General features: G+C 72.0%; 19 protein-coding genes. 14 read left to right on the top strand and 5 right to left on the bottom strand.

Annotated elements, in window-relative coordinates; genetic code table 11:
- Nucleotides 1–85 precede the first annotated feature (85 nt).
- The 7 genes from AOK08_RS12360 to AOK08_RS12390 all read left to right on the top strand — a co-directional run bounded on the left by AOK08_RS12360 (nt 86) and on the right by AOK08_RS12390 (nt 7,536).
- Nucleotides 86–499, top strand: a complete 414-nt coding sequence (locus tag AOK08_RS12360; protein WP_055525556.1) for a hydrogenase maturation nickel metallochaperone HypA/HybF — start codon at nt 86–88, stop codon at nt 497–499.
- Nucleotides 500–502: 3 nt separating this feature from the next.
- Nucleotides 503–1,291, top strand: coding sequence for a hydrogenase nickel incorporation protein HypB (hypB, locus tag AOK08_RS12365; protein ID WP_055525557.1), 789 nt, complete (start codon nt 503–505; stop codon nt 1,289–1,291).
- Nucleotides 1,288–3,684, top strand: a complete 2,397-nt coding sequence (gene hypF / locus AOK08_RS12370; protein ID WP_055525558.1) for a carbamoyltransferase HypF — start codon at nt 1,288–1,290, stop codon at nt 3,682–3,684. The genes hypB and hypF overlap by 4 nt, the downstream gene beginning before the upstream one ends.
- 32 nt (nt 3,685–3,716) lie before the next feature.
- Nucleotides 3,717–4,022, top strand: a complete 306-nt coding sequence (locus tag AOK08_RS12375) for a HypC/HybG/HupF family hydrogenase formation chaperone (RefSeq protein ID WP_079053988.1) — start codon at nt 3,717–3,719, stop codon at nt 4,020–4,022.
- Nucleotides 4,019–5,149 carry a hydrogenase formation protein HypD gene (hypD, locus tag AOK08_RS12380; protein WP_055525559.1) on the top strand — a complete coding sequence of 377 codons (1,131 nt, stop codon included), beginning with the start codon at nt 4,019–4,021 and terminating at the stop codon, nt 5,147–5,149. Before AOK08_RS12375 ends, hypD begins: the two co-directional genes overlap by 4 nt.
- Nucleotides 5,142–6,224: a hydrogenase expression/formation protein HypE gene (gene hypE, locus AOK08_RS12385; protein ID WP_055525560.1), complete on the top strand. Its 1,083-nt coding sequence runs from the start codon at nt 5,142–5,144 to the stop codon at nt 6,222–6,224. The genes hypD and hypE overlap by 8 nt, the downstream gene beginning before the upstream one ends.
- A 391-nt stretch (nt 6,225–6,615) precedes the next feature.
- A complete protein-coding gene (locus AOK08_RS12390) occupies nt 6,616–7,536 on the top strand; it encodes a hypothetical protein (protein ID WP_241826929.1) in 921 nt (306 codons plus the stop codon).
- Nucleotides 7,537–8,062: 526 nt separating this feature from the next.
- On the opposite strand, the gene AOK08_RS12395 is transcribed toward AOK08_RS12390, so the two are convergent.
- Both AOK08_RS12395 and AOK08_RS12400 read right to left on the bottom strand, forming a co-directional pair.
- Complete coding sequence (locus AOK08_RS12395; protein WP_055525561.1) at nt 8,063–9,514, bottom strand: alpha/beta hydrolase; 1,452 nt, start codon at nt 9,512–9,514, stop codon at nt 8,063–8,065.
- A gap of 98 nt (nt 9,515–9,612) precedes the next feature.
- Nucleotides 9,613–10,575 (bottom strand): TIGR01777 family oxidoreductase, encoded by a 963-nt coding sequence (locus AOK08_RS12400; protein WP_055525562.1) that lies wholly within the window; start codon nt 10,573–10,575, stop codon nt 9,613–9,615.
- A 160-nt stretch (nt 10,576–10,735) separates the two neighbouring features.
- Between AOK08_RS12400 and AOK08_RS12405 the strand changes: the two genes are divergently transcribed.
- Nucleotides 10,736–11,398: a hypothetical protein gene (locus AOK08_RS12405; RefSeq protein ID WP_063794050.1), complete on the top strand. Its 663-nt coding sequence runs from the start codon at nt 10,736–10,738 to the stop codon at nt 11,396–11,398.
- 256 nt (nt 11,399–11,654) lie between these two features.
- Nucleotides 11,655–12,377 carry a sigma-70 family RNA polymerase sigma factor gene (locus AOK08_RS12410; protein WP_055525564.1) on the top strand — a complete coding sequence of 241 codons (723 nt, stop codon included), beginning with the start codon at nt 11,655–11,657 and terminating at the stop codon, nt 12,375–12,377.
- 100 nt (nt 12,378–12,477) lie between these two features.
- Here the strand turns inward: AOK08_RS12410 and AOK08_RS12415 are convergent, their stop codons facing one another.
- Both AOK08_RS12415 and AOK08_RS12420 read right to left on the bottom strand, forming a co-directional pair.
- Entirely contained in the window at nt 12,478–14,217 is a 1,740-nt protein-coding gene (locus AOK08_RS12415) for a hypothetical protein (protein ID WP_055525565.1), read from the bottom strand.
- Between the two features lie 95 nt (nt 14,218–14,312).
- Entirely contained in the window at nt 14,313–18,485 is a 4,173-nt protein-coding gene (locus AOK08_RS12420; protein ID WP_055525566.1) for a bifunctional nitrate reductase/sulfite reductase flavoprotein subunit alpha, read from the bottom strand.
- Nucleotides 18,486–18,801: 316 nt separating this feature from the next.
- Here AOK08_RS12420 and AOK08_RS12425 point away from each other — a divergent pair, with 316 nt between their 5' ends.
- From AOK08_RS12425 to AOK08_RS12440, 4 genes are all read left to right on the top strand, one after another.
- On the top strand, nt 18,802–19,191 hold the full coding sequence (locus tag AOK08_RS12425) for a cell division protein SepF (protein WP_055525567.1): 390 nt from the start codon (nt 18,802–18,804) through the stop codon (nt 19,189–19,191).
- A gap of 93 nt (nt 19,192–19,284) precedes the next feature.
- On the top strand, nt 19,285–20,457 hold the full coding sequence (locus AOK08_RS12430; RefSeq protein WP_055525568.1) for a hypothetical protein: 1,173 nt from the start codon (nt 19,285–19,287) through the stop codon (nt 20,455–20,457).
- A 74-nt stretch (nt 20,458–20,531) separates the two neighbouring features.
- Nucleotides 20,532–20,852, top strand: coding sequence for a nucleotide pyrophosphohydrolase (locus tag AOK08_RS12435; protein ID WP_055525574.1), 321 nt, complete (start codon nt 20,532–20,534; stop codon nt 20,850–20,852).
- Between the two features lie 162 nt (nt 20,853–21,014).
- A complete protein-coding gene (locus tag AOK08_RS12440; RefSeq protein WP_055525569.1) occupies nt 21,015–21,488 on the top strand; it encodes a DUF6099 family protein in 474 nt (157 codons plus the stop codon).
- Between the two features lie 135 nt (nt 21,489–21,623).
- On the opposite strand, the gene AOK08_RS46415 is transcribed toward AOK08_RS12440, so the two are convergent.
- Complete coding sequence (locus AOK08_RS46415; RefSeq protein WP_198539249.1) at nt 21,624–21,794, bottom strand: hypothetical protein; 171 nt, start codon at nt 21,792–21,794, stop codon at nt 21,624–21,626.
- Nucleotides 21,795–22,066: 272 nt separating this feature from the next.
- Between AOK08_RS46415 and AOK08_RS12445 the strand changes: the two genes are divergently transcribed.
- A complete protein-coding gene (locus tag AOK08_RS12445) occupies nt 22,067–22,990 on the top strand; it encodes an LLM class F420-dependent oxidoreductase (RefSeq protein WP_055525570.1) in 924 nt (307 codons plus the stop codon).
- Nucleotides 22,991–23,063 lie beyond the last annotated feature (73 nt).

The following is a 23,063-nucleotide window of genomic DNA, read 5'->3' on the forward strand; positions in this document are numbered from 1 at the left end:
GTGACGGCGTGCCGGGCCGCGCGACCCGGGTGCGCGCACCTCTAATGAAGGCCGACCGGAGGCAGGCCGCACAGGACGGAGACCCATGCACGAGATGTCCGTCGCGCTGGCCGTCGTGGACCAGGTGGCAGAGGCCGCCGCGCGGGCGGGAAGCGTCACGGCGGTGCGATCGGTACGGCTCCAGGTGGGCGAACTCGCCGGTGTCGTACCCGACGCGCTCGCCTTCTCCTTCGAGTTGGCCTGTGCCGGAACCCTGCTGGAAGGCGCCGAGCTGGTCACCGAGGCGGTGCCGGGGCGGGCCCGCTGCGCGCCCTGCGCACACGAATGGGCCACCGGCATGCCACCCCGGCTGACCTGCCCCGTGTGCGACGGCACGCGCACCGAACTGCTCGCGGGCCGGGAACTGCAGATCCTCGACGTGCACTGGGACGACGGCCGCCGGCAAAGCCCCAGCCCCACGCACGCGACCGCCCGCGAACCGATCCCCGAGGAGCGCTGAACCATGTGCCGTGTCGTCGACCTGCGCCAGGCCGTACTCGCGAAGAACGACGCGGGCGCCCACGAACTGCGCGCACACCTGGCGGCGCGAGGCACCGTCGTCGTCAACCTGCTGTCCAGTCCGGGCAGCGGCAAGACCGCGCTGCTGGAGCGCGAACTGCTGTGCGCGCGGGAGCGGTCCGTTCCCGTCGCCGCGCTGACCGCCGACCTCGCCACCGAGAACGACGCGGCACGCCTGGCGCGTTCGGGTGTCCCGGTCAAGCAGGTGCTCACCGACGGACTGTGCCATCTGGAATCGGGGATGCTCGCCGGGCACCTGGAAGGGTGGCTGCCCGACGACACCCGGCTGCTGTTCGTGGAGAACGTCGGCAACCTGGTCTGCCCGGCCTCCTACGACCTGGGGGAGACGCTGAGGGTCACCCTCGCCTCCGTGACGGAGGGCGAGGACAAGCCGCTCAAGTACCCCACCGCCTTCGGTCTCGCCCACCTGGTCGTGGTCACCAAGACCGACATCGCGGACGCCGTCGAGTTCGACGAGGCCGCGTTCCGCGCGAACGTGGAGCAGGTCAATCCGGGAGTCGAGGTGGTCCTGACCTCGGCGCGCCGGGGGCAGGGAGTCGGCGTGCTGCTCGACCGGGCGATGGCCGCCGCAGACGGCGCACCGGTCCACTCGCCGGTCATGGCCCGGCAACCCCACCACCACGGTCACACGCACACGCACACGCACGCGGACGACGGTCACACGCACGCGCACCCGGAGGCCACCGGCGCGATGGCCCACACCCACTCGTGAGCGGTCCACAGGCGCCCGCCGCCGTCGCCGAGGACACTCCGCTACGCCGCCAAGTCATCGTCCGAGGAGTGGTGCAGGGCGTGGGCTTCCGGCCCTACCTGTACGGCCTCGCCACCGAACTCGCCCTGGCCGGACACGTGACCAACACGTCGGAGGGCGTCGTCGTGGAGGTCGAGGGCCCCGCCTCGGACGTGGCCCGGTTCTGCGACCGGATCGCCACCCAGGCACCGCCGCTGGCCCGCGTCGAGTCCGTCGACCACCGGGAGCTGCCGCCCGCCGGTCCGGCCGGCGGCACCGCGTTCACCATCCTTGCCTCCCGCACCGCCGGTCCGGCCCGCACCCTGGTCGCCCCGGACTCCGCCACCTGCGCCGACTGCCTCGCCGAGCTGGCCGACCCGGCGGACCGGCGCTACCGCCACCCCTTCGTCAACTGCACCCACTGCGGCCCGCGCTTCACGATCGTCACGGGTGTGCCGTACGACCGGGCCCACACCACCATGGCCGGCTTCGCGATGTGCCCCGACTGCGCCCGGGAGTACGCGGATCCGGCCGACCGCCGTTTCCACGCGCAGCCGGTCGCCTGCCCGGCCTGCGGACCACGGCTGCGACTGCTGGTCCAGGGGCGCGAGGAGGTCACGGGGGCGGACCCGGTCGACGGGGCCCGCGCACTGCTGTCGGACGGCGCGATCCTCGCCGTGAAGGGCCTGGGCGGCTACCACCTGGCCTGCGACGCCACGAACGAGGAAGCGGTCGCCCGTCTGCGCCGGCGCAAGGCACGCGGGGACAAGCCGTTCGCGGTCATGGCCAGGAGCGCGGCCGACGTCGAGCACCTGGTGAGGCTGAGCCCCGAGGAGCGGAGCCTGCTCGAAGGCCGGGCCAGGCCGGTCGTCCTGCTCAGACGCCGTACGGACGCCCTCGGGGATCCGCGGCCCGCCGAGGCCGTCGCGCCGCGCGGTCCCGACCTCGGTGTGATGCTGCCGTACACCCCCCTGCACCATCTCCTGCTCGGCCTGCCCGGCGACCCGGACGGTCCCCGGCTGCTCGTGATGACCAGCGGCAACGTGTCCGGTGAGCCGATCGTCACCGACGACATCGAGGCCCTGGAGCGGCTGGCGCACCTGGCCGACGCCTGGCTCACCCACGACCGGCCGATCCACGTGCCGTGCGACGACTCCGTGGTCCGCGTCTGCGACGGGGAGCAACTGGTGATCCGCCGCTCCCGTGGCTACGCCCCACTGCCCGTCTCCCTCCCGCTGCCCGTGCGGCCCGCCCTCGCCGTCGGCGGAGACCTGAAGAACGCCTTCTGTCTGGGGGCGGACCGGCAGGCCTGGCTGTCGGCGCACATCGGTGACATGGACGACATCGGTACGCAGCGGGCCTTCGAGCACGCGGTGGGGCAGTTGGAGTCCATCACGGGGGTGCGCCCCGAGACCCTGGTCTCCGACCGGCATCCCGGCTACCGCTCCGCCCGGTGGGCCGACCGGAACGCGGTGCGTCGGCCCGTCGCGCGCGTCCAGCACCATCACGCGCATGTCGCCTCCGCGATGGCCGAGCACGGGCAGGACGGCACCCGGCAGGTGATCGGCGTCGCCTTCGACGGTACGGGCCACGGCGACGACGGCGCTGTGTGGGGCGGGGAGTTCCTGCTCGCGGACTACGACGGCTTCACCCGGTTCGGGCACCTCGCGTATGTCCCGCTGCCCGGTGGCGACGCCGCTGTGCGCCGGCCGTACCGCATGGCGCTGGCCCATCTGTGGGCGGCCGGGATCGCCTGGTCCGACGACCTCGCGTGCACGGCCGCCTGCCCGCCCGACGAACTCCGCGTCCTGGAACGGCAGTTGGAGCGCGACCTGAACTGTGTCCCCACGTCCAGCATGGGCCGGCTCTTCGACGCCGTGTCCTCGCTCGCCGGGGTGTGCCACCACGCCGGATACGAGGCACAGGCCGCCGTCGAGCTGGAGGGCGCGGCTCTGCGTGCTCCCGCCGAGGACACCACCGCGTACGCCTTCGCCCTGCACGAGTCGGAGGAGGACGGGGGCGGCGGCGTCGTACGGGCCGATCCGGCGCCCGTGCTCGCGGCGATCGTCGGCGATCTGCGCGCGGGCGCCGGGCCCACCCTGATCGCGGCCCGCTTCCACCGGGGCGTGACCCGCCTGGTGCACCGGATCTGCGCGCGGGCCCGGGACCGGCACGGGCTGGACACGGTCGCCCTGACGGGAGGCGTGTTCGCCAACACGCTGCTCTCCTCGGCCTGTGCCGCCGCCCTGCGCGCGGACGGATTCACGGTTCTGCGGCACCACACGGTGCCGCCGAACGACGGCGGCCTGGCGCTCGGCCAGCTGATGGTGGCCGCCCGGACCACTCGGACTCCCACCCCCACTTCCACCGACTGAGCGACGCGCGACCCCACAGCGAGGAGAGGCTCATGTGCCTGGCGGTACCCGGCAGAGTGCTGGACATCGAGGAACGGGACGGCACCCGGATGGCCAACGTCGACTTCGGCGGCGTGGTCAAGGAGGTGTGCCTGGAGTACCTGCCCGACCTTCGGGTCGGCGAGTACGCCATCGTCCACGTCGGCTTCGCCCTGCAACGGCTGGACGAGGAGTCGGCCCGCCAGACGCTCGAACTCTTCGCCGAACTCGGCCTGTTGCAGGAGGAGTTCGGCGACCCCTGGGAAACGGCGGCGGCGGAGGCGGGCATGGACCCGGTGGAAGAGGTGCGCAACCAGTGAAGTACATCGACGAGTTCCAGGACCCGGAGCTGGCACGCAGGCTCCTCGACGACATCCACGCCACGGTGACCAGGCCCTGGGCCCTGATGGAGGTGTGCGGAGGGCAGACGCACAGCATCATCCGGCACGGCATCGACCAACTCCTGCCGGACGAGGTCGAGTTGATCCACGGTCCGGGCTGCCCCGTGTGCGTGACCCCGCTGGAGGTCATCGACAAGGCTCTGGAGATCGCCTCCCGGCCGGAGGTGATCTTCTGCTCCTTCGGCGACATGCTGCGGGTGCCGGGCACGGGACGGGACCTGTTCCAGGTCCGCGCGGAGGGCGGCGACGTGCGCGTCGTCTACTCGCCGCTCGACGCGCTGCGGATCGCGCAGCAGAACCCGGACCGCGAGGTGGTGTTCTTCGGCATCGGCTTCGAGACGACGGCACCGCCCAACGCCATGACGGTCCATCAGGCCCGGAAACTGGGCATCCGGAACTTCAGCATGCTGGTGTCCCATGTCCGCGTACCCCCCGCCATCGAGGCGATCATGTCGTCGCCGAGCTGCCGGGTGCAGGCCTTCCTCGCGGCCGGGCACGTGTGCAGCGTGATGGGCGTGGGAGAGTACCCGGAACTGGCGGAACGCTTCCGGGTGCCGATCGTCGTGACCGGCTTCGAACCACTGGACATCCTCGAAGGCGTACGCCGGGCGGTCCATCAGCTGGAACGCGGTGAGCACACCGTCGACAACGCCTACGCCCGTGCCGTCCGCCCGGAGGGCAACGCGGCCGCACGGACCATGCTGGAGGACGTCTTCGAGGTCACCGACCGCGCCTGGCGCGGCATCGGGGTGATCCCCGGCAGCGGCTGGCGGCTGTCGCCGAAGTACCGCGACCACGACGCCGAGCACCGCTTCTCGGTCACTGGGATCCGCACGGAGGAACCCGCCGAGTGCCGCAGCGGAGAGGTCCTTCAGGGGCTGCTCAAGCCGCACGAGTGCGAGGCCTTCGGCACCCTGTGCACCCCACGCACCCCCCTGGGAGCCACCATGGTCTCCAGCGAGGGAGCCTGCGCGGCGTACTACCTCTACCGGCGGCTGGACGTGCCCACCACCACGACTGTTCGGGAGGCGAGCCCCGTTGTCTGACACCACCGAACTCCCTGTCACCGCCACCCTGGACATCGAGGCGTTGGTGTGTCCGGCGCCGCTGCGTGACCGGCCCCGGGTCGTCATGGGCCACGGGGGCGGTGGCGTCCTCTCCGCCGAGCTGGTCCAGCAGATCTTCGCGCCCGCCTACGGGGGAGAGGCGCTCGCCCAGATGGGTGATGCCGCCGTCCTCTCCCTGGGCGGGGCCCGGCTGGCGTTCTCCACCGACTCCTACGTGGTGCGGCCCCTGTTCTTCCCCGGCGGCAGCATCGGTGACCTGGCGGTCAACGGCACCGTCAACGACCTCGCCATGAGCGGCGCCCGTGCCGCCTACCTCTCCTGCGGATTCATCCTGGAGGAGGGCGTCGAGCTGGACACGGTCACCCGGGTGTCCCGGGCGCTGGGCGCGGCGGCGCGCGCCGCCGGTGTGGAGGTGGCCACCGGCGACACCAAGGTGGTGGAGGCCGGCCACGGCGACGGGATCTACATCAACACCGCGGGCATCGGTCTCGTACCGGCGGGCGTCGATCTGCGCCCCCAGCGGGTCGTCCCCGGCGACGTCGTGATCGTCAGCGGCGCGATCGGTGTCCACGGGGTCGCGGTCATGAGCGTTCGCGAGGGCCTGGAATTCGGCGTGGAGATCAAGAGCGACTGCGCGGCGCTCGGCGGGCTGGTCGAGACCATGCTCGCCGTCACCCCCGATCTGCACGTACTGCGTGATCCCACCCGGGGCGGCCTGGCGGCCACGCTCAACGAGATCGCGGCGGCCTCCGGCACGGGGGTGGTCATCCGGGAACGCGACGTCCCGGTCCCGCCGGCCGTGGCCAACGCCTGCGCCATTCTCGGACTGGACCCCATGTACATCGCCAACGAGGGCAAGCTGGTGGCCTTCGTCCCCCGCGAGCACGCCGACGCAGTCCTGGCGGCGATGCGGGCCCACCCGCTGGGCGCGGACGCAGTGATCATCGGTGAGACCGTCGAGGCGCATCCCGGCATGGTCGTGGCCCGGACGGGCCTCGGGGGAACGCGGGTGGTCGATCTGCCGATCGGGGAGCAGCTGCCGCGGATCTGCTGATACGGGCGGTGGCCGTCGAGGAGAAGCACGGGGCCACACCACCGGACCACCGGACGTCCGGTGCCCGCGGCGGCGCGCAACGGGGTCTTCTCCCTCACCCGGCATCCCTCACCCGGCACCCCTTACTCGGCCCTCCCTTACTCAGCACCCTTACTCAGCACGGGTGAATGAGCCGATGGTTTCGTTCGGGGCAGGTGCCGGGTCTTCTACGGTGCCTGAATGGATCCGGGGGGCTGCGGGGAGGCCCCGCGGGCGGGGGACCGGTGGAAAGGCGCACCTGATGTCGGGGTTGGGGGATTCGCCGGACGTGCTCGGGCTCCGGGCGGGCCGCTGCCATCGGACCTGGGTACGGACCTGGGGCGCGGTCGGCGTGGCATGTCTCGTGGGAACAGTGCTGACGTTCGGCGGGGCGTGGGCCGCCGGCAGCGGGGCGGCGCGGGCGGTGGTCTTCGGGCCGTCCACCGGTTGCTGGGGGCTGGCTGCCTCCCTGATGCTCCGCGCGAGGGGCACGAGCGGACGGGTGCGGACGCGTCTGCTGCTGCTGGGGGGTTCCGCGGTAGCCGGAGGTGTGTACCGGGGAGCGGTCACCGCGTTGTCGGCTCGGCCTCCGGGCTCGGGACGGGACGCCCCGTCGTGGCTGGGTTCGGTGGTGGTCACCGGGGTGACGCTGACGGTCGGCCTGGCGATGGCCGGTCTGGTGGTCGCGGCCGACGCCGGTACGGGTCGGCGTGTGCTGCTGCGGCGCGTGCTCGACGGGATCGTCACGGGCGGGGCCGTGTTCATGACGGTATGGGTACTGCTGCGGTCGGCCGGTGACGGCTGGCGGCTGGGGACGGGGATGATCGGCGTCCTGTGGGCCGCTGAGGTCGTCTTCCTCAGTTTTCTGTTCGCCCTGCGCCGTCTCGTACGGAGCGACCGGAGAGTCACCCTGTGGGTGGGGATCGTCGGGCTGTCCCTCATGCTGATCGGTGACACCCTGCGACTGTGGGCGGTCGGCCCGCCCAGCCCCGGGGTGATGTCCTGCCAGGTCGCCGACGCCTGTGCCGCCGCAGGCCTGTTGGTGGTCGCTGTCGGCCCCTGGGTGCCCGGCGGGGCGAGCGCCCTGGGCACCGCTCAGCGCGCGCTGCGACGGGGGATGGAGGGCACGGCGGCGTTCATCCCCCTGACGGTCTGCACGGCCACGGTGCTGGGATACGTGCTGGCTCCCCCTGCCCGGGACCCCGTGCCGCTGCTTGTCGGTGGAACGGCACTGCTGAGCCTCTGGGCACGCCAGACGTTCCTGCCGAGCGAGAACTCCGGGAACGACGACTGAGTCGGCACCCCCTGAGGACGTCGTCCACGACGCCGGACAGGGCGGCGTTCATGCGTCCGCACGATGCTCGCGCGCAGCGGGTCCGGCTCGCGGACGTACGCCTGGATGGCGTCGAGGTGGTCCGGTGGTGCCATGCCGGGGTCGGCGGTGGACCACTTCTCGTGGAACTGGTTCCGCGCGCTGAACAGCGTTTCCTGGTAGGCGTGGTCGAGCCATCGCGCGTCCCGTTCTCCGCCGCCCAGCGTCTTCACCCGGTCCAGTACGCACGCGGCGAAGGCCTGCCCCCGCGCGCCGGCCCGGTACGCCTCGTCGGTGGCGGCGAGCAGCGCGCGCCGCTCCCCGCGGCACTCGCCCTCGATCTCCAGCAGCTCCGCCTTGTCCAGCGGCTCGGGCTCGGTGTCGGGGCGGAACCGGGTCAGTCCCTGCTCCGCGGCGTGTCGCATGCGGGCCGCCGTGAAGGGGCCTTTCCGGTTGCCTGTCCGGTGGTGTCGGGACCGCACACCCGTCACGGCGCTCCGCCGGTTCGTCAGTGTGCCGTCGGCCGCCTCAGGAACTCCGAGAGCGTCCGCGTCAGCGTGTTCCGGGCCGGGGCCGCGAAGAGCGGGTCGAGGTGGTTCATTCCGGTGTCGGTCTCGTAAACGGCGTACGGGATACGGGAGTCGGCCACCACCGTGCGCGCCGCCTCCTCGATGGTGCCCTTGGCGTAGCTCGTCCCGAAGGCGTACAGCGGTACGTCGAGACGGTCGGCGTGGTGCAGTCGCAGGCCCAGGGAGCGGGCGAGCGGGGAGTCGGTGTAGGCGTCCGTGACGTCGAGGTCGACGGAGAGCCGGGCGGGCCAGTACCACTCCCACACGGTCGGCACCGGACCGGCGTACGACGCCGCGACCCGGCTCATCGGCGTGATGCCGGTGTCGACCCAGCCGCGCAGGTCACCGCTGTCGGCGAGGTGTCCGGAGTGCACGGTGATGGAGTTCGGCCAGCCGAAGCCCGTGTCCACGAAGAAGCCCAGCAGGCCCGCGTTGGTCACCCGGTACGGCAGGCGCCGGGCTTCGGGCAGGCGGGGCTGGAGCACCGAGGGGCCGTCGGGGTCGTGGAGGGCGTAGTGGCCGGCGAGCTGGTACCAGATCTGGGTGCTCTCCGCGCGGCTGCCCAGGCCCACGCCGCTCAGCGTCAGGTCGAAGACCGCCCCGGCGTCGATGGCCGCCAGCCGGTCCCGTATCTCGTCCGGCGAGTCTTGGACCGGCGGTTCGCCCGTGCCGTGGAACGCCCCGAGCACACCGCCGTCGACGGCGACGAGCCCCGCGAGGTCCCGGTAGCCGGGGCAGCCGTCGAAGTCCCAGGCCGCGTACGCCATCGCGGTCGTCGCTCCCCAGGAGTGCCCGCCGAGCATCACCCGCCGGCCACCGCGCGCCGCCGACCGGACCACGGTCCGGAGATCGGCGAGGGCCAGGGGCAGGCCCCAGTGCGCGGCGAAGGGGGAGGCGGCCGGGTCCTGGGCGCGGTAGTGGCCGTCCAGGTAGTAGGTGAGGGGGTCGGGGCCGGTGAATCCCGTCCGGTCGACGAGGTTCTCCTGCCGCCGGTCGAGGGCCCACACCTGGAGACCGGGCACGGCCGCGACCAGGTCACGGGCCAGCAGCCGGAAGTCGTTCGCGGCCCCGAACATACCGGGCACCAGCACGAGAACGGTGGCCGCCGAATCGGGGCCGACCTTGAGCACATGCACCCGGTCCGTCCCGGCGGGCCCGCCTCCGGCACCCACGGCCACCGGCACATACGGCTCCGGTCCGGCGGCTTGTCCCTTTCCTCGTGCGGTGGCTTGTCCTTTGCCTCGTACGGTGGCTTGTGCGGTGGCTTTTCCGATGGTGCCCGGTGCGCGTTCCGCGGCCATGGCGGATCCGGCGCCCGTGCCGGCCGCGGCCGGTGCCAGGCCGCCGATCATTCCGCAGAGCACCGTACGGCGGGGCAGACGGCTCGTCATCTCACGTACCTCCAGAGAGAGTTGATCAAGACCAGCTTCCCTCTCGCCCTTGAAGGGACGCTCACCAGGGGGTACTCGCGCGGCCACCCCGGTCGTGCTCAGGCGCCAGTCCCCGCCCGCGCCCTTCCCCGCACCCGGCGTACGAGGTCGGTGGCCGCCCCCGGCCACTCGGCGTGTTCGAAGGTGAAGCCCGCGTCGAGCAGGCGGCCGGGGACGACGCGGCGGCTCTTCAGCAGGAGTTCGGTGTCCGAGCGGAGTGCGAACGCGCCCAGCTCCGCCATCCACCGTGTCGCGGGCAGGCCCACCGGCACGCCCCACGCGGTGCGCAGCGCGCGCATGAACTCGCGCTGCGGGACGGGGTGGGGAGCGGCCAGGTTCACCGGTCCGGTGAGGTCGTCCCGGTCGGTCAGGAACTCGATCGCGCGTACGAAGTCGTGGTCGTGGATCCAGGACACGTACTGCGCGCCGCCGGCGACCGGGCCGCCGAGGCCGAGCCGGGCCAGCCTCAGCAGGACGTCGAGGACGCCGCCGCGGTCCGGGCTCATCACCATGGACGTGCGCAGGGCGACCTTGCGCGTGGCGGGTGTCGCCGCCTGCTCCTGGGCCGCCTCCCAGGCCTTGGCGATCTCGACGCTGTACCCCCAGTAGTCCGGTACGCCTCGTTCGGTGCCGCCGATGACGCCGGTCGTCTCGTCGTTCGGGGCGTCGAAGCGGTGGGCGTAGACCGTGGCCGTGCTCATCTGGAGCCAGAGCCGGGGAGGCCGTGCGGCGCCCGCGATCGCCTCGCCGACGACCCGGGCGGAGTGCACCCGCGAGTCCATCATGGCCCGCAGGTTGGCGGGCGTGTAGCGGCAGCTCACGCTGCGGCCCGCCAGGTTGATCACGACGTCGCTGCCGTCGACCGCCCCGGCCCAGGCGCCCAGGGTCTCGCCGTCCCAGCCGGTCTCACCGGCGCGCGTGGGCCGTCGGGTCAGGACGGTGACGTCGTGGCCGGCGGCGGTGAGCGCCCGGTTCAGGATGCCACCCACCTGACCGGTTCCTCCGGGTATGACTATCTTCACGACTCCCCCTGGGGTTCGGAACGTGTCGGTGCGAGAGTAGCGCAGATATTTGAACGCGTTCAAAATAGTGAGGGCGGTGGATGCAGGGCCGAACGGCTGATCGGTAATTTGCGTACCTACCAGTGACGTTCGAGCCCTGGATGGGAGGATGGGGGCCGTCATGACTGCCGGGTGGGGTGCGCGCACGCTACGGGCCGCGGTGTTCGCGGCCGTCTGCGTGCTGCTCGCCGCCCTTGGTCACGTGCTCATGTCCGGCTCCGCCGTCGCCTGGTGGACGCTTGCGGCCGGGGCCCTGGTCACCGGCGGCGTGGGCTGGTGTCTGACCGGCCGCGAGCGCGGACTCCCGCTGGTCGTCGGCGTGGTGGTCGTCGCCCAGGGCGCGCTCCACTCAGTGTTCTCGCTCACCCGGAGCGCCGGTACGGGCACGGGCAGGGGTACGGGTTCCGCCGGTATGGCGATGGACTCCATGAATTCCATGGACTCCATGGGCATGGCCCACATGGCCCACGGCGTCCACATGGCCCACGGTGCCCACGGCATGGACGTCCTGTCGTCCTCGTACGGCATGCTCGCCGCCCACACGCTCGCCGCCCTGCTGTGCGGCCTGTGGCTGGCGCACGGTGAGCGGGCCGCGTTCCGCATCCTGCGGGCCGTGGCCGGCCGGCTCATCGCTCCGCTGCGGCTGGCCCTCACACTGCCCGCGACCCCGGACCGTCCCCGGCTGCGCCCGAGGCGGGGCGGCTCGGACCGGGCGCCGCGGCGTTTCCTGCTCGTCCACGCGATCACTTCCCGGGGCCCGCCGACGGGGATCGCTGTCGTCTGAGACAGCCGGTTCCCCGGGCCGCTCCACGCCATGCCGACACACTCTCCGTCGGCCTCCGCGAGCGCTCCGGGCCTCGGCCGTACCCGCCTGCGCGGACGGCCGTCCTCCCTCTCCCGGCAGCGGCGTGCGCCCACATCCCCGCGCATGGCTCCCGCCGCCTGCCCCCCCATCGAATGGCTTCGTGCCGTGTCGTGTCGGGCGGGCCGCCCTGCCGGATCCGGATGATCCGAGAAGGACACCAGTGATCGCTCCTGTAATGCCCGTACTCCCTGCCCCGGCTCTCCCGGCTCTCCCGGCTTTCCCGACCCGCCCGACTGCCTCGGCTTCCCCGGCCGTCTCGGTCGACGAGTCGATAACCGCCTGGGCGCTCGCCGCCCGGGGCGGCGATCCGGTCGCCGTCGAACGTTTCGTCGGCGCCCTGCACCGTGATGTCGTGCGGTACGTCGCCCATCTGAGTGCCGATCCGCAGGCCGCCGACGACCTCGCCCAGGACACGTTCCTGCGGGCGCTCGGCAGTCTGCACCGGTTCGAGGGGCGGTCCTCGGCCCGCTCCTGGCTGATGGCCATCGCGCGGCGCGCGGTGATCGACAGTTTCCGGCACGCCGCCGCACGGCCCCGGCTGTACGACGCCGAGGACTGGCTGCTGACCGTCGAACTGGCCCAGCCGCGCGGGCTGCCCGGCTTCGACGAGGGGATCGCGCTCCTCGACCTGCTGGCCGTGCTGCCCGACGAGCGGCGCGAGGCGTTCGTCCTCACGCAACTGATGGGGCTGCCCTACGCGGAGGCGGCCGAGGTCAGCGACTGCCCGGTGGGGACCGTCCGGTCACGCGTCGCCCGGGCCCGCGCGACCCTCGTCGGCCTGCTCGCGGAGGCCGAGAGCCAGGCGGCGCCGGACTCCGCGTCCGAGGCCGCGAGGTCCGAGGCCGCGAACGAGCCCTCGTCGGGAGCTCTGGCCGGTCTGGCGGGTCTGGCGGCCTGACGGGGATCGTCCCGCACCCCTCGGGGCCGCCCGGACCGGTCCCGAGGAGGCGGCGACGGTCACGGCCACCCTCCGCTCCCCCGCGCGCCCGCCGGAGGGGCTACCGCTGGCCCGGCACCCTGACGTCCATGCTCGTCAAGGTGTCCGGCGACTCCGTGAAGACCCGCAGCCGGATTCGTGTCCCAGGGCGGTTGGGTACGGGGAACACCGGTCCGGGCGGCCGGAGACGGTAGACGGCGCTCCCGCGGGCGGGCAGGGTGGCCGGCCCCTCGACCACCTTCCACCACCGGGTCATGCCCTGGGCGAGGGTGAGCGTGAAGTGGGGAGTGAGGGCGCTGTCGTCCAGGTTCGTGATCCGGAGGGCCAGTTCCGACACGGCGCGCGGCCGCACGGCGAGCACCTTCGTCACCCGCATCCGCAGCGGCGGCGAACCCGTCACCGCCACCGCCGCACTCGCCAGTGCCGGTACGAGGAGCAGCACGGCCGTCGCGACCAGCGCCGGACGCCTGCGCGGACCCGCCAGGAAGCGCGGCCGGGGCTGCCACGCGCCCGCGAAGGACGCGGCCGGGGTGGTCACCGCGGCCGCCAGCCACAGCGGGGTCATCAGCAGGTAGTAGCCGTCCTGCGAACGCGTCGCCAGGTAGAAGGCGCACCACGGCAGCACCATCGCCGCCGGACCGAGCCGCCGCATGAACAGGATCAGCAGCGCCAGCAGAGCCACCGACAGCAGCATGCTCGCGTGGCCGTACCAGGCCAGCCGGTCGCTGCCGTCGGTGTAGTACAGCGCGATTCCCACCAGGCCCTGCCCGTGGATCGTCGCGTTCTGCGTCAGTGGCAGCGCGACCCCTTCCACCCAGGTGCGCGGCTCGGTCACGATGAAGTACGTGTTGATCAGCAGCCATACGGTGGCCGCCACGGCGGCGATCCGCAGCACCACCCCGGCGGCGGGCCGGGCACCCAGTTCGCCACGGCGCACGGCGTAGATCCCGGCCAGCAGGAACGGCGCGAGGAACCAGGGCAGTTGCTGCGCCGCGCAGGCCGCGCCCAGACAGGCGGCCTGGGCGAGGCCGCCCCACCCCAGGCGCCCGCGCTCACCGATCCGCGTCCAGCGGACCACCACCGGGATGAGCAGGGCCAGCCCGAGGATCGCCGGGTAGCCGAGCCGGGCGTAACTCGGCAGGAAGCCGAAGCCCAGGCACGCCATGGTCACCGCCGACCGCCACGGCACCGGCAGCAGCCACCACAGCGTCACCGTTCCGACGAGCAGCGCCCCGGTGGTCACCGTCGTCGCCGCGAGCGCGCCGTGCCCGAGCCACAGCAGCGGCGCGGTCAGCAGTATGGCCAGGGGCGGGTAGCCGTACGTGAGGTCGTAGCCGCCGTTGGCCGTCGGGGTCAGAGCGACGTGGGGGTTGTGCCGGAAGAGCCACGGCCACGGCTGCCCGTACACGGGATGTCCGGCGGCCAGTTCGCGGGCGGCCTGCGCGGTGAGGACGCCCTCGTCGCCGGCGGCGTGGTTCATGACGAACGTGCACAGGGTCAGGGTCACGGCTGTGACGAGGACACACAGGTCGAGCCGGGCGAGTGACCGCGTCCGGCGCACGGTCAGCGCCAGTACCCCGCTGACCAGGATCGACAGATAGCAGAGCGAGATGACGGCGGCGATGACGAGCCGGTGACCGGCGGCCTGGGTCCACACCGCCCGCGTGCCGATGAACAGGCTGACGGTCGCGAGCAGCGTCAGGACGCGATGCCACTGCGCGGGGGCGTCCGCCTCCGGGCTCCGGGATCGCGCGGTGCCGGTCTTCGCTTCGACGTCCGCCGCTGTTTCTGCCAAGTGCACGACATCGGAACGTAATCGCGCCCGGTGTGCGGCCGATGGAAGGACGGGCAAAGTCCGGTAGGAAAATGGTAAGAATGACCGGAATGGGCTATTTGTCAGTACACATCTCGCACATAGCGCTTCGCCGCCGTGAGTTGCTTCACGTACACGCCCGCCTCGTCCTCGCTGAGGCCGCCGTGCGCCACCGCGATGTCCCGCAGTGCCCGGTCCACGTCCTTGGCCATGCGGGAGGCGTCTCCGCAGACATAGAAGTGGGCGCCCTCCCGGAGCCAGTGCCACAGCTCGGGTCCGTGCTCGCGCATCCGGTCCTGGACGTACACCTTGTTGCGCTGGTCGCGGGAGAACGCCGTGTCCAGGCGGGTCAGGGTGCCCTCGGCGACCAGGCCGGCCAGCTCGTCCTCGTAGTAGAAGTCGGTGGCGCGGTGCTGCTCGCCGAAGAACAGCCAGTTCGGCGCCGCGTGCCCGAGCGCCCGCCGCTCCTCCAGGAACCCCACGAACGGCGCCACCCCGGTGCCCGGCCCGACCATCACCATCGGTGTCGACGCGTCGGCGGGGGGCCTGAAGTGCGGCGAACGCTGTACGAAGACGGGCACCGCCGTGTCCGGCCCGGCGTCGGCCAGGAACGGCGAGCAGACTCCGCCGCGGGCCCGGCCGTGCAGGTTCTCGTACCGCACCACGGACACCGTCAGCGAGACCCGCGCCGGGTCGACGAGCGGGCTCGACGATATGGAGTACAGCCGGGGCTGGAGCCGTCGCAGTACCGTCGCCCACTCCTGTGCGGACGCCCGTACGCCGTACTCGGCGACCACGTCGACGGCCTGCCGACCCCACGACCAGCGGGCCAGCCCGTCCTTGTTGTCGGACCGCATCAGCTTCTTCAACTCGCGGTTGTCCCGGGCCCGTTCGGAGACGAAGCGCAGCAGGTCGGGGGTGATCCGGGTGATGTCGAGCTGCCGGTGCAGCGCCTCGGAGAGCGCGAACTCACCGACTCCCGCCACCTCTACGCCGGTTGACGCGTCCAGCCCGGTCACGGCAAGCCATTCCGCCACCAGGGAGGAGGAGTTGACGGGCCGCACCCCGAGCGCGTCACCCGCTTCGTACGTCAGCTCCGTACCGCTCGTGTCGAAGGTGAACCGGCGTACTTCCTTGGTCGCGCCGGGCAGGCTGAGCAGCCGGTTGCCGACGAGCCGGGCGGGCGAGGGGGCGGGCTTGGCGGAACGGACGGTGTCCTGCGGCGCCCGCGCTGTCCGGGTGCCTTTGCTTTCCGTCCTGTCCGTCCTGCCCGGCCTTTCCGTCGCTTCCGTCGCTTCCGTCGTCTCCTTCGTGCCCAGCACGTCGAGCACCTGGTCGAGCCACGCGTCCGCCGACGGTTCGAAGTCGGGCTCGCAGTCGGTGCGCGGCGCGATCCGCACCGCCCCCAACTCGTCGAGCCGCGCGTCCAGTCGGCGCCCGTGCCCGCAGAAGTCGTCGTACGAGGAGTCGCCCAGCGCGAGTACGGCGTAGCGCACGCCGTCCAGCCGTGGCGCCTGCTCACCGGAGAGCGAGTCCCAGAAGCCGGAGCCGTTGTCGGGGGCGTCGCCGTCGCCGAACGTACTGGTGATGAAGAGGAGATCGGCGCTGCGCGCGAGGGCGGGCACATCGGCCTCGTCCATGCCGACGAGCCTTGCCCGGTGCCCGCCGGCGTTCAGCCGCTCGGCGGTCGCGCCGGCCAGTTCCTCGGCGTTGCCGGTCTGCGAGGCCCACAGCACGACGACTTCCCGCCCGCCGACCTCGACCTCGACACCGACCCGTTCCCGTGGCGGGGCGTCGGCGGCCCTGGAGTACATGCCGGCGAGCATCCCGTTCACCCAGTCCGCGTGTTCGGCGCTGAAGGGCGCGGAGGCGGGCAGTACGGGAATCCCGGCGGCACCGGCGGGCAGCCCGGCGAGGAATCCCGAGAGGTACTGGCGTTCCTGGGCGCTGAGAACGGGCGGGGGAGCGGGCGTGAACGCGAACTCCGGAACGGAGAACTCAGGTGCGGAGAACTCGGGTGCGGAGACCGGCAGTTGAGGGGCAGCCTTCTTGGGTGCCTCAGGTTGCCGCACCTGTGCCTCGGGCCGGTGCACCTTCACCAGGGACACCGCGCACATCTTGAACTCAGGCTGAAGGGACAGCGGATCGACCGCGTCGTTCGTCACCGCGTTGACGCTGAGGTACTCCCCGAAGAGGTCGTTCCAGTGGAAGGGCGCGAAGACGCACCCCCTCCGCACCCGGTCCGTGACAACGGCCGGCAGCACGGCCCGCCCGCGCCGCGAGGCGACCTCGACCGAGTCGCCGTCCACGACCCCCAACTCCAGGGCGTCCTCCGGATGCACCTCCACGAACGGCCCGGAGTTCAGCTTGTTGAGCTTGGCGACCTTCCCCGTCTTCGTCAGCGTGTGCCACTGGTGCTGCACACGCCCGGTGTTGAGGACGAACGGGAAGTCGTCGTCGGGCAGTTCGGCGGCGGGCAGATGCGGACGGGCGTAGAAGATCCCGCGCCCACTGGCGGTGGGGAACCGCAGTTCACCGTCCCCTTCGCCGACCCCATCCCCAACTCCCTTGTAGCGAATGGGATTGCGGGCGGGCCCGTCCACCGACGCGGCCGGCCACTGCACCGGAGTCTCCCGCAGCCGCTCGTAAGTGACCCCGCGCAGATCCCAGCCGGTCTTCGGGTTCCACGCCCGCTTGAGTTCCTCGAAGACGTCCTCCGCGCTCTCGTACGCGAAACCCTTGAACCCCATCGCGCGGGCGACGGCCGCGATGATCCGCCAGTCGGCCATGGCGTCGCCGGGCGGGTCGACGGCCGGCCGGGCGAGGGTGAGGCCGCGCTCGCTGTTGACGAGGACACCCTCCGCCTCGGTCCACATCGCGCCGGGCAGGACGACATCGGCGTACGCGTTGGTCTCGGTCTCGGCGAAGACGTCCTGGGTGACGACGAACTCGGCGGCCTCCAGGCCCTCGATGACCGTACGGCGGTTGGCGACCGAGGCGACCGGGTTGGTGCAGATGATCCAGCAGGCCTTGATGTGCCCCTCGGCCATCCGCCGGAACATCTCGATCGTGCCGTGCCCGGCGCCGTCCTTGCGCAGTGTGCCGGTCGGCAGCTCCCACAGCTCCTCGACGAACGCCCGTTCCTCGTCCACGAGCACTGACCGCTGCCCGGGGAGCCCCGGCCCCATGTACCCCATCTCCCGGCCGCCCATGGCGTTGGGCTGCCCGGTGAGGGAGAACGGGCCGCTGCCGGTGCGGCAGATCGCGCCGGTGGCGAGATGCAGGTTGACCAGGGCGTTCGTGTTCCAGGTGCCGTGCGTGGACTGGTTGAGCCCCATGGTCCAGCAGCTCATCCAGTCGTCGGCCGCCCCGAGAACGCGCGCCGCTTCCCTGATGTCGTCCTCGGAAATGCCGGTGATCGCCGAGACGGTGTCCGGCGGGTAGTCGGCGAGGAAGTCGGGCATCTCCTCCCAGCCCTCGGTGTGGGCGGCGATGAACTCCGGGTCCGTGTACCCGCCGGCGTGCAGAAGGTGGAGCAGACCGTTGAGGAACGCCAGGTCCGTCCCGGGCCTGATCTGCAGGAACAGATCGGCCTTGGCGGCGGTGGCGGTGCGCCGGGGGTCGACCACGATCAGCTTGGCCCCGGCCTTCACCCGGTCCATCATCCGCAGGTACAGGATCGGATGGCAGTCGGCCATGTTCGACCCGATGACCAGGAAGGCGTCGGCGTGGTCGAAGTCGTCGTACGAGCCGGGCGGGCCGTCGGCGCCCAGCGAGAGCTTGTATCCGGTGCCCGCGCTCGCCATGCACAGCCGGGAGTTGGACTCGATCTGGTTCGTGCCCACGAACCCCTTGGCCAGCTTGTTCGCCAGATACTGGGCCTCAAGGCCCATCTGCCCGGAGACATAGAAGGCGACGGCGTCCGGCCCGTGCTCGTCGACGATTCCCCGAAGCCGGCGCGCGGTCTCCGCGATGGCGTCGGCGACGGGCGCGGGCACCAGTTCCTCGCCCCGGTCGTCGTGGCCGTGCCGGACCAGCGCGGTGGTCAGCCGGCCGGGCGCGCCGAGCATGTCGGCGGTGGTCGCGCCCTTGGTGCACAGCCGCCCGGCGTTCGCGGGGTGCGCCTTGTCGCCGGACGCCTTGAAGACCGTACGCCGTCCATCGGGTCCGAGCCCGACGTCCAGCACGATTCCGCAGCCCACCCCGCAGTAGGAGCACACGGTCCGCACCTGCGTGGTCGTGGGGGTCGTGGTCACGCGCTGCCTTTCGCCGTCTCTCCGTCTTGCGTGTTCTGCGTGTCCTGCGTCTTCCGGTTGTGTCTTTCTGTCTCTCCTTGCCGGATCCGGTACCGATGAGCGTACGAATTGCCCGTTACGTCGATGTCACGTGATCGGATCATGAGCGGTTACGCCCACTGCACAGTCGCACTGTCAGTGCTGTGAGGTACGTATAGGTGTTCGGATTTTTCTCACACAGGGGGTCGCTGAGCGTGTCGTATTGGGCCGATCGGGTGACCATGAGTAAGAATTGGCCGATGCAGACAGTCAGTGCCAGTCAGGGCGGAGTGCGTCGATGAGAAGCCACGATGTCACCGACGAACAATGGGAGGGGCTCGCCCAGGTCGTACCACTGAGAGGCCGCGACGCCTGGCCGTCCGCGGTGGGCCACCGGTCGATACCCGAGGCGCCGACCGAGGCCAGACGCCGTTTCGTCGTCCTGCGGGTCAACGTCTTCGCGGACGCGCGCGAGGTCGCCGAGACGCTGATGGCGGGCATACCGGTCCTCCTCGACCTGACGGGCGCCGAGGCGGACACCGCCAAGCGGGTCCTCGATTTCAGCACAGGCGTCGTCTTCGGGCTGGCCAGCGGGATGCACCGGGTGGACCGGAACGTGTTCCTGCTCACCCCGCCCGGCACCGAGGTCGGCGGACTCATGGGGGGAGCGGGACTCCCGGAGCACTGAGACACGCCGCTGCCGTGCGATCCGTCCCCCGTTCGTAGGAAGGTGCGGCGGACGGAACGGTTCGCCTCGCGGGCGGAGGCCTACGGTCCGGTTATGACCCGGTCACTGGACTTACCGCCCGCCTCGGCCGCCGAAGCGCGATGGGCGGTGCGTCCCGACCGGCCGACCGTCACCGAACTCAGGCTGTCCGCCTACGCGGGGCACCGCCGCGCCAGATTCCCGCTCGGGCGGCTCACGCTGCTCGCCGGGCCGAGCGGCGGCGGCAAGTCGACCGCCCTCAGGGCGTACGAGTCACTGGCCCGCCTCGGCTCCGGCGCCGCCGTCGAAACGGCGTTCCCGGACCCGGCGGCCTGCGTACCCGAACGCGCCCGGCCCGACGCCCAGCACCGGCGCGGCTTTCGCATCGGCTGTACGGCGGACGGTCCCGAGGGTCCCGTACTGCTCGACGTCGCCGTCCAGGCCGAGCCCGAACTCCGGATCGTGGGCGAGCGGTTGAGCGCGGGCGGGGTGGTCCTGCTGGAGACGGCGCTGCGTGATCCCGGCCGGCGCACCGTCCAGGCGGCCTGGTACACCGCCGGTTCGGCGTCGGTCACCCGCGCCCCGATGCCGGACGACCGGCTCGGCACGGCCCTGCTGCCCCTGCGGGTCGCCGGGAAGACGGACGGGCAGCGCAGGGTCATCGCCGCCGCCGAACAGATGGTGGTCGCCCTCCGTTCCGTGTTCGCCTGCGACCCCCGGCCCGACCGGATGCGCGCGGCGGTGCCGGTGACCAGCGGGCGGCTGCTGCCCGGCTGCGACAACCTGGCCGAGGTCCTGTGGCGCACCCGCTCCGAATGCGCCGTCCGCCACGGGCTGCTGGTCGGCGCCGTCCGCGAGGGTTGCACGGGCCCGGTGTCGGACGTACGCGCCGACGAGGTGGCCGACGGCCGCGTCCGTGCCGTGCTCGACCGGGGCGACGGCCCGCTCACCCACTTCGGCAGGCTGGGCGACGGCGAGTTGAGGTACGCGGGCCTGGCGCTGGTCCTGCTGACCGGCCCCGGTGTGCTGGCGGTCGACCGGCCCGGCGAGGTGCCCGACGCCCTCCAGGCACTCACCGTCCTGGCCGACGGCTTCGACCGGTCCCTGGACGTACGGCAGCGCGCGGAACTCCTGCGGCTGGCGGCCCGGATGTGCGAGCGGGGACACATCCGTCTCCTGGGGACGGTGAGCGACGCGTCGTGGGCGGAGGGGGTGCCCGGGGTGACGGTGGTACACCTGGAACCGTGACGGATCAGGAACACACCGAAGGCGCTGAGCAGCGCGGACACCGGCAGCGCGAACACCGCGAGCACGGCGAGGGGTTGGACGTGGCGCAACTCCAGCGCAGGCTGGCCGAGTTCGCGGCGGCACGGAACTGGCAGCCCTTCCACACGCCCAAGAACCTCGCTGCCGCGCTCAGCGTGGAGGCGTCCGAACTGGTCGAGATCTTCCAGTGGTTGACGCCCGAGGAGTCGGCGCGGGTGATGGACGACCCGGACACCGCCCACCGGGTGACGGACGAGGTCGCGGACGTGCTCGCGTATCTCCTCCAGTTGTGCGAGGTGCTCGGCATCGACGCACTGGCGGCTCTCGACGCGAAGATCGACCGCAATGAACAGAGGTTCCCGGCAAAGGAAGGGTAATAGTCACTTTGGGTAGCTGAATTGCGTCTCGTTCTCCATTTGTTGTCCGCAGATTTCCGCCTTCCTCTGGCTTTTCGTCCCACATCACTTCACTCTGGGTAGTGGACGGTGGAGTTCGGGCGGACGTGCGGACAGCGCGTCGGGGACAGACGGGGGCAGCGCATGGACGCTGTGCGGCTCATCCTGAAGAGCAGACGTGCCCTGGCGGGCAGCGACGGTGTGCCTCGGACCCTGGCGGAGGTGTGGCAGGCGCAGGCCCTCGCACAGGCGATAGGCAGCCGCCTCGCGGTCACCGGGCCACCCGAACTGCGGGGCGAGGCACTGGGGTTGACGGAACTGGCGGGCCGGGGCTGCGGCGTGCTGGACGAACCGCGCCTCGCCGTCGGCGCGTTACGCGCTGCCCAGCTCACCGAACTGGGCGACGCCCGCCAGGCCCTGATCTGCCTCGGCGCGCTCCTCGGCGAGGCCGGCATGGCCCTGGTCGGCATCGCCAGCGCGGCGGACGACGAGACGACGTACTGGCAGTGCATGGAATCGATCGACGCGGCCGACGAGTCCCGCGACCGGGTCCTGGAGATGCTCCGCAAACTGGCGGCCAGGGAGGCGGCGGGAGGAGCGGAGCGGGTGGCGGGGTAGGCGGCCCGTTTCCTGGTGCGAGGCGGTGGTGGCCGGCCGCGCCCGGCGGCGGAGCCGCGATCCGTACAGCCCCGCGTCCCCGTGGGCCCTGGCCGGATTCCAGGGGGCCGAGCCTCGCAGCCCGGCCCGGCGGTCTCAACCCGCCTCAGGCTCCTTCGCGGACGCCGACGACACACCTGCCGACTGGAAATCGGCGTCCAGCGCGGAAAGGTCCGCGTTGAGCGCGGCCATCAGCTCCTCCATCTGCTGCAGCAGCCCCTTCGGCTGCGCGGGCCCCGCCTGCTGCGGCACGACTTCTTCGGACAATGGACGGCCTCCTCGGCCACTGGCTCCCGGGGGAGCCGACGCGGGTGCACACCGGTAGCGGGCGGGTCGGCGATCGAACGGGCCGACCGGCCGGTGCCGGTGCGGGCGCCGGTCGGGCCGGCTCCGCCCGAGCCAACGATCATCGCCGTGGGGGGTCACTGGTACGGACCCGCACCGCTCACACGGTTGACGGTTTTTCACCCGACCGGGGAGGCGCGGGGCAGGGGGTGCCGGTGAGGTTGACCGGTCCCCGGCCGTGCAGGATGGGGGCCATGGATCTTCGTATCTTCACCGAACCCCAGCAAGGCGCGACCTACGACACCCTGCTCGCCGTGGCGAAGGCCACCGAGGACCTTGGGTTTGGGGCTTTCTTCCGCTCCGACCACTATCTCCGCATGGGTGACGGGGACGGCCTGCCCGGTCCCACCGACGCCTGGATCACCCTCGCCGGACTTGCCCGGGAGACCAAGCGGATCCGCCTCGGCACGCTGATGACGGCCGCCACCTTCCGCCTCCCCGGCGTCCTGGCGATCCAGGTCGCGCAGGTCGACCAGATGTCCGGCGGCCGGGTCGAACTCGGTCTGGGCGCGGGCTGGTTCGAGGAGGAGCACAAGGCGTACGGCATCCCGTTCCCGCAGGAGAAGTTCGCCCGACTCGAAGAGCAGCTGGCGATCGTCACCGGCCTGTGGGGGGTCAAGGCGGGGGAAACGTTCAGCCACCACGGCACGCACTACGACCTGACCGACTCGCCGGCCCTCCCCAAGCCCGCGCAGACGAAGATCCCCGTACTCATCGGCGGCCACGGCGCGACGCGTACCCCACGGCTGACCGCGCAGTACGCGGACGAGTTCAACATGCCGTTCTCGTCCATCGAGGACACCGAGCGCCAGTTCGGCCGGGTGCGTGCGGCGGCCGAGCAGGCGGGCCGCGCGGCCGACGAGCTGACGTACTCGAACGCCCTTGTGGTGTGTGTCGGCAAGGACGACCGCGAGGTGGCCCGGCGTGCCGCCGCGATCGGCCGTGACGTCGACGAGCTGAAGGCCAACGGACTCGCGGGTTCCCCGGCCGAGGTCGTGGAGAAGATCGGCCGGTACACGGAGATCGGCTCCCAGCGGTTCTACCTCCAGATCCTCGACCTCGACGATCTGGACCACCTGGAGCTGATCTCCTCGCAGGTGCAGGCCCAAGTGGCCTAGCTTTCGCCGCTCTTGCTGCGCGGGGGCGGGGGGCCGCATCGGCAGCCTCTGCCCCCGCCCCTCGCCCTGCCCC

The organism is Streptomyces graminilatus, from assembly GCF_001418565.1.
Taxonomy (GTDB): Bacteria; Actinomycetota; Actinomycetes; order Streptomycetales; family Streptomycetaceae; genus Streptomyces; species Streptomyces graminilatus.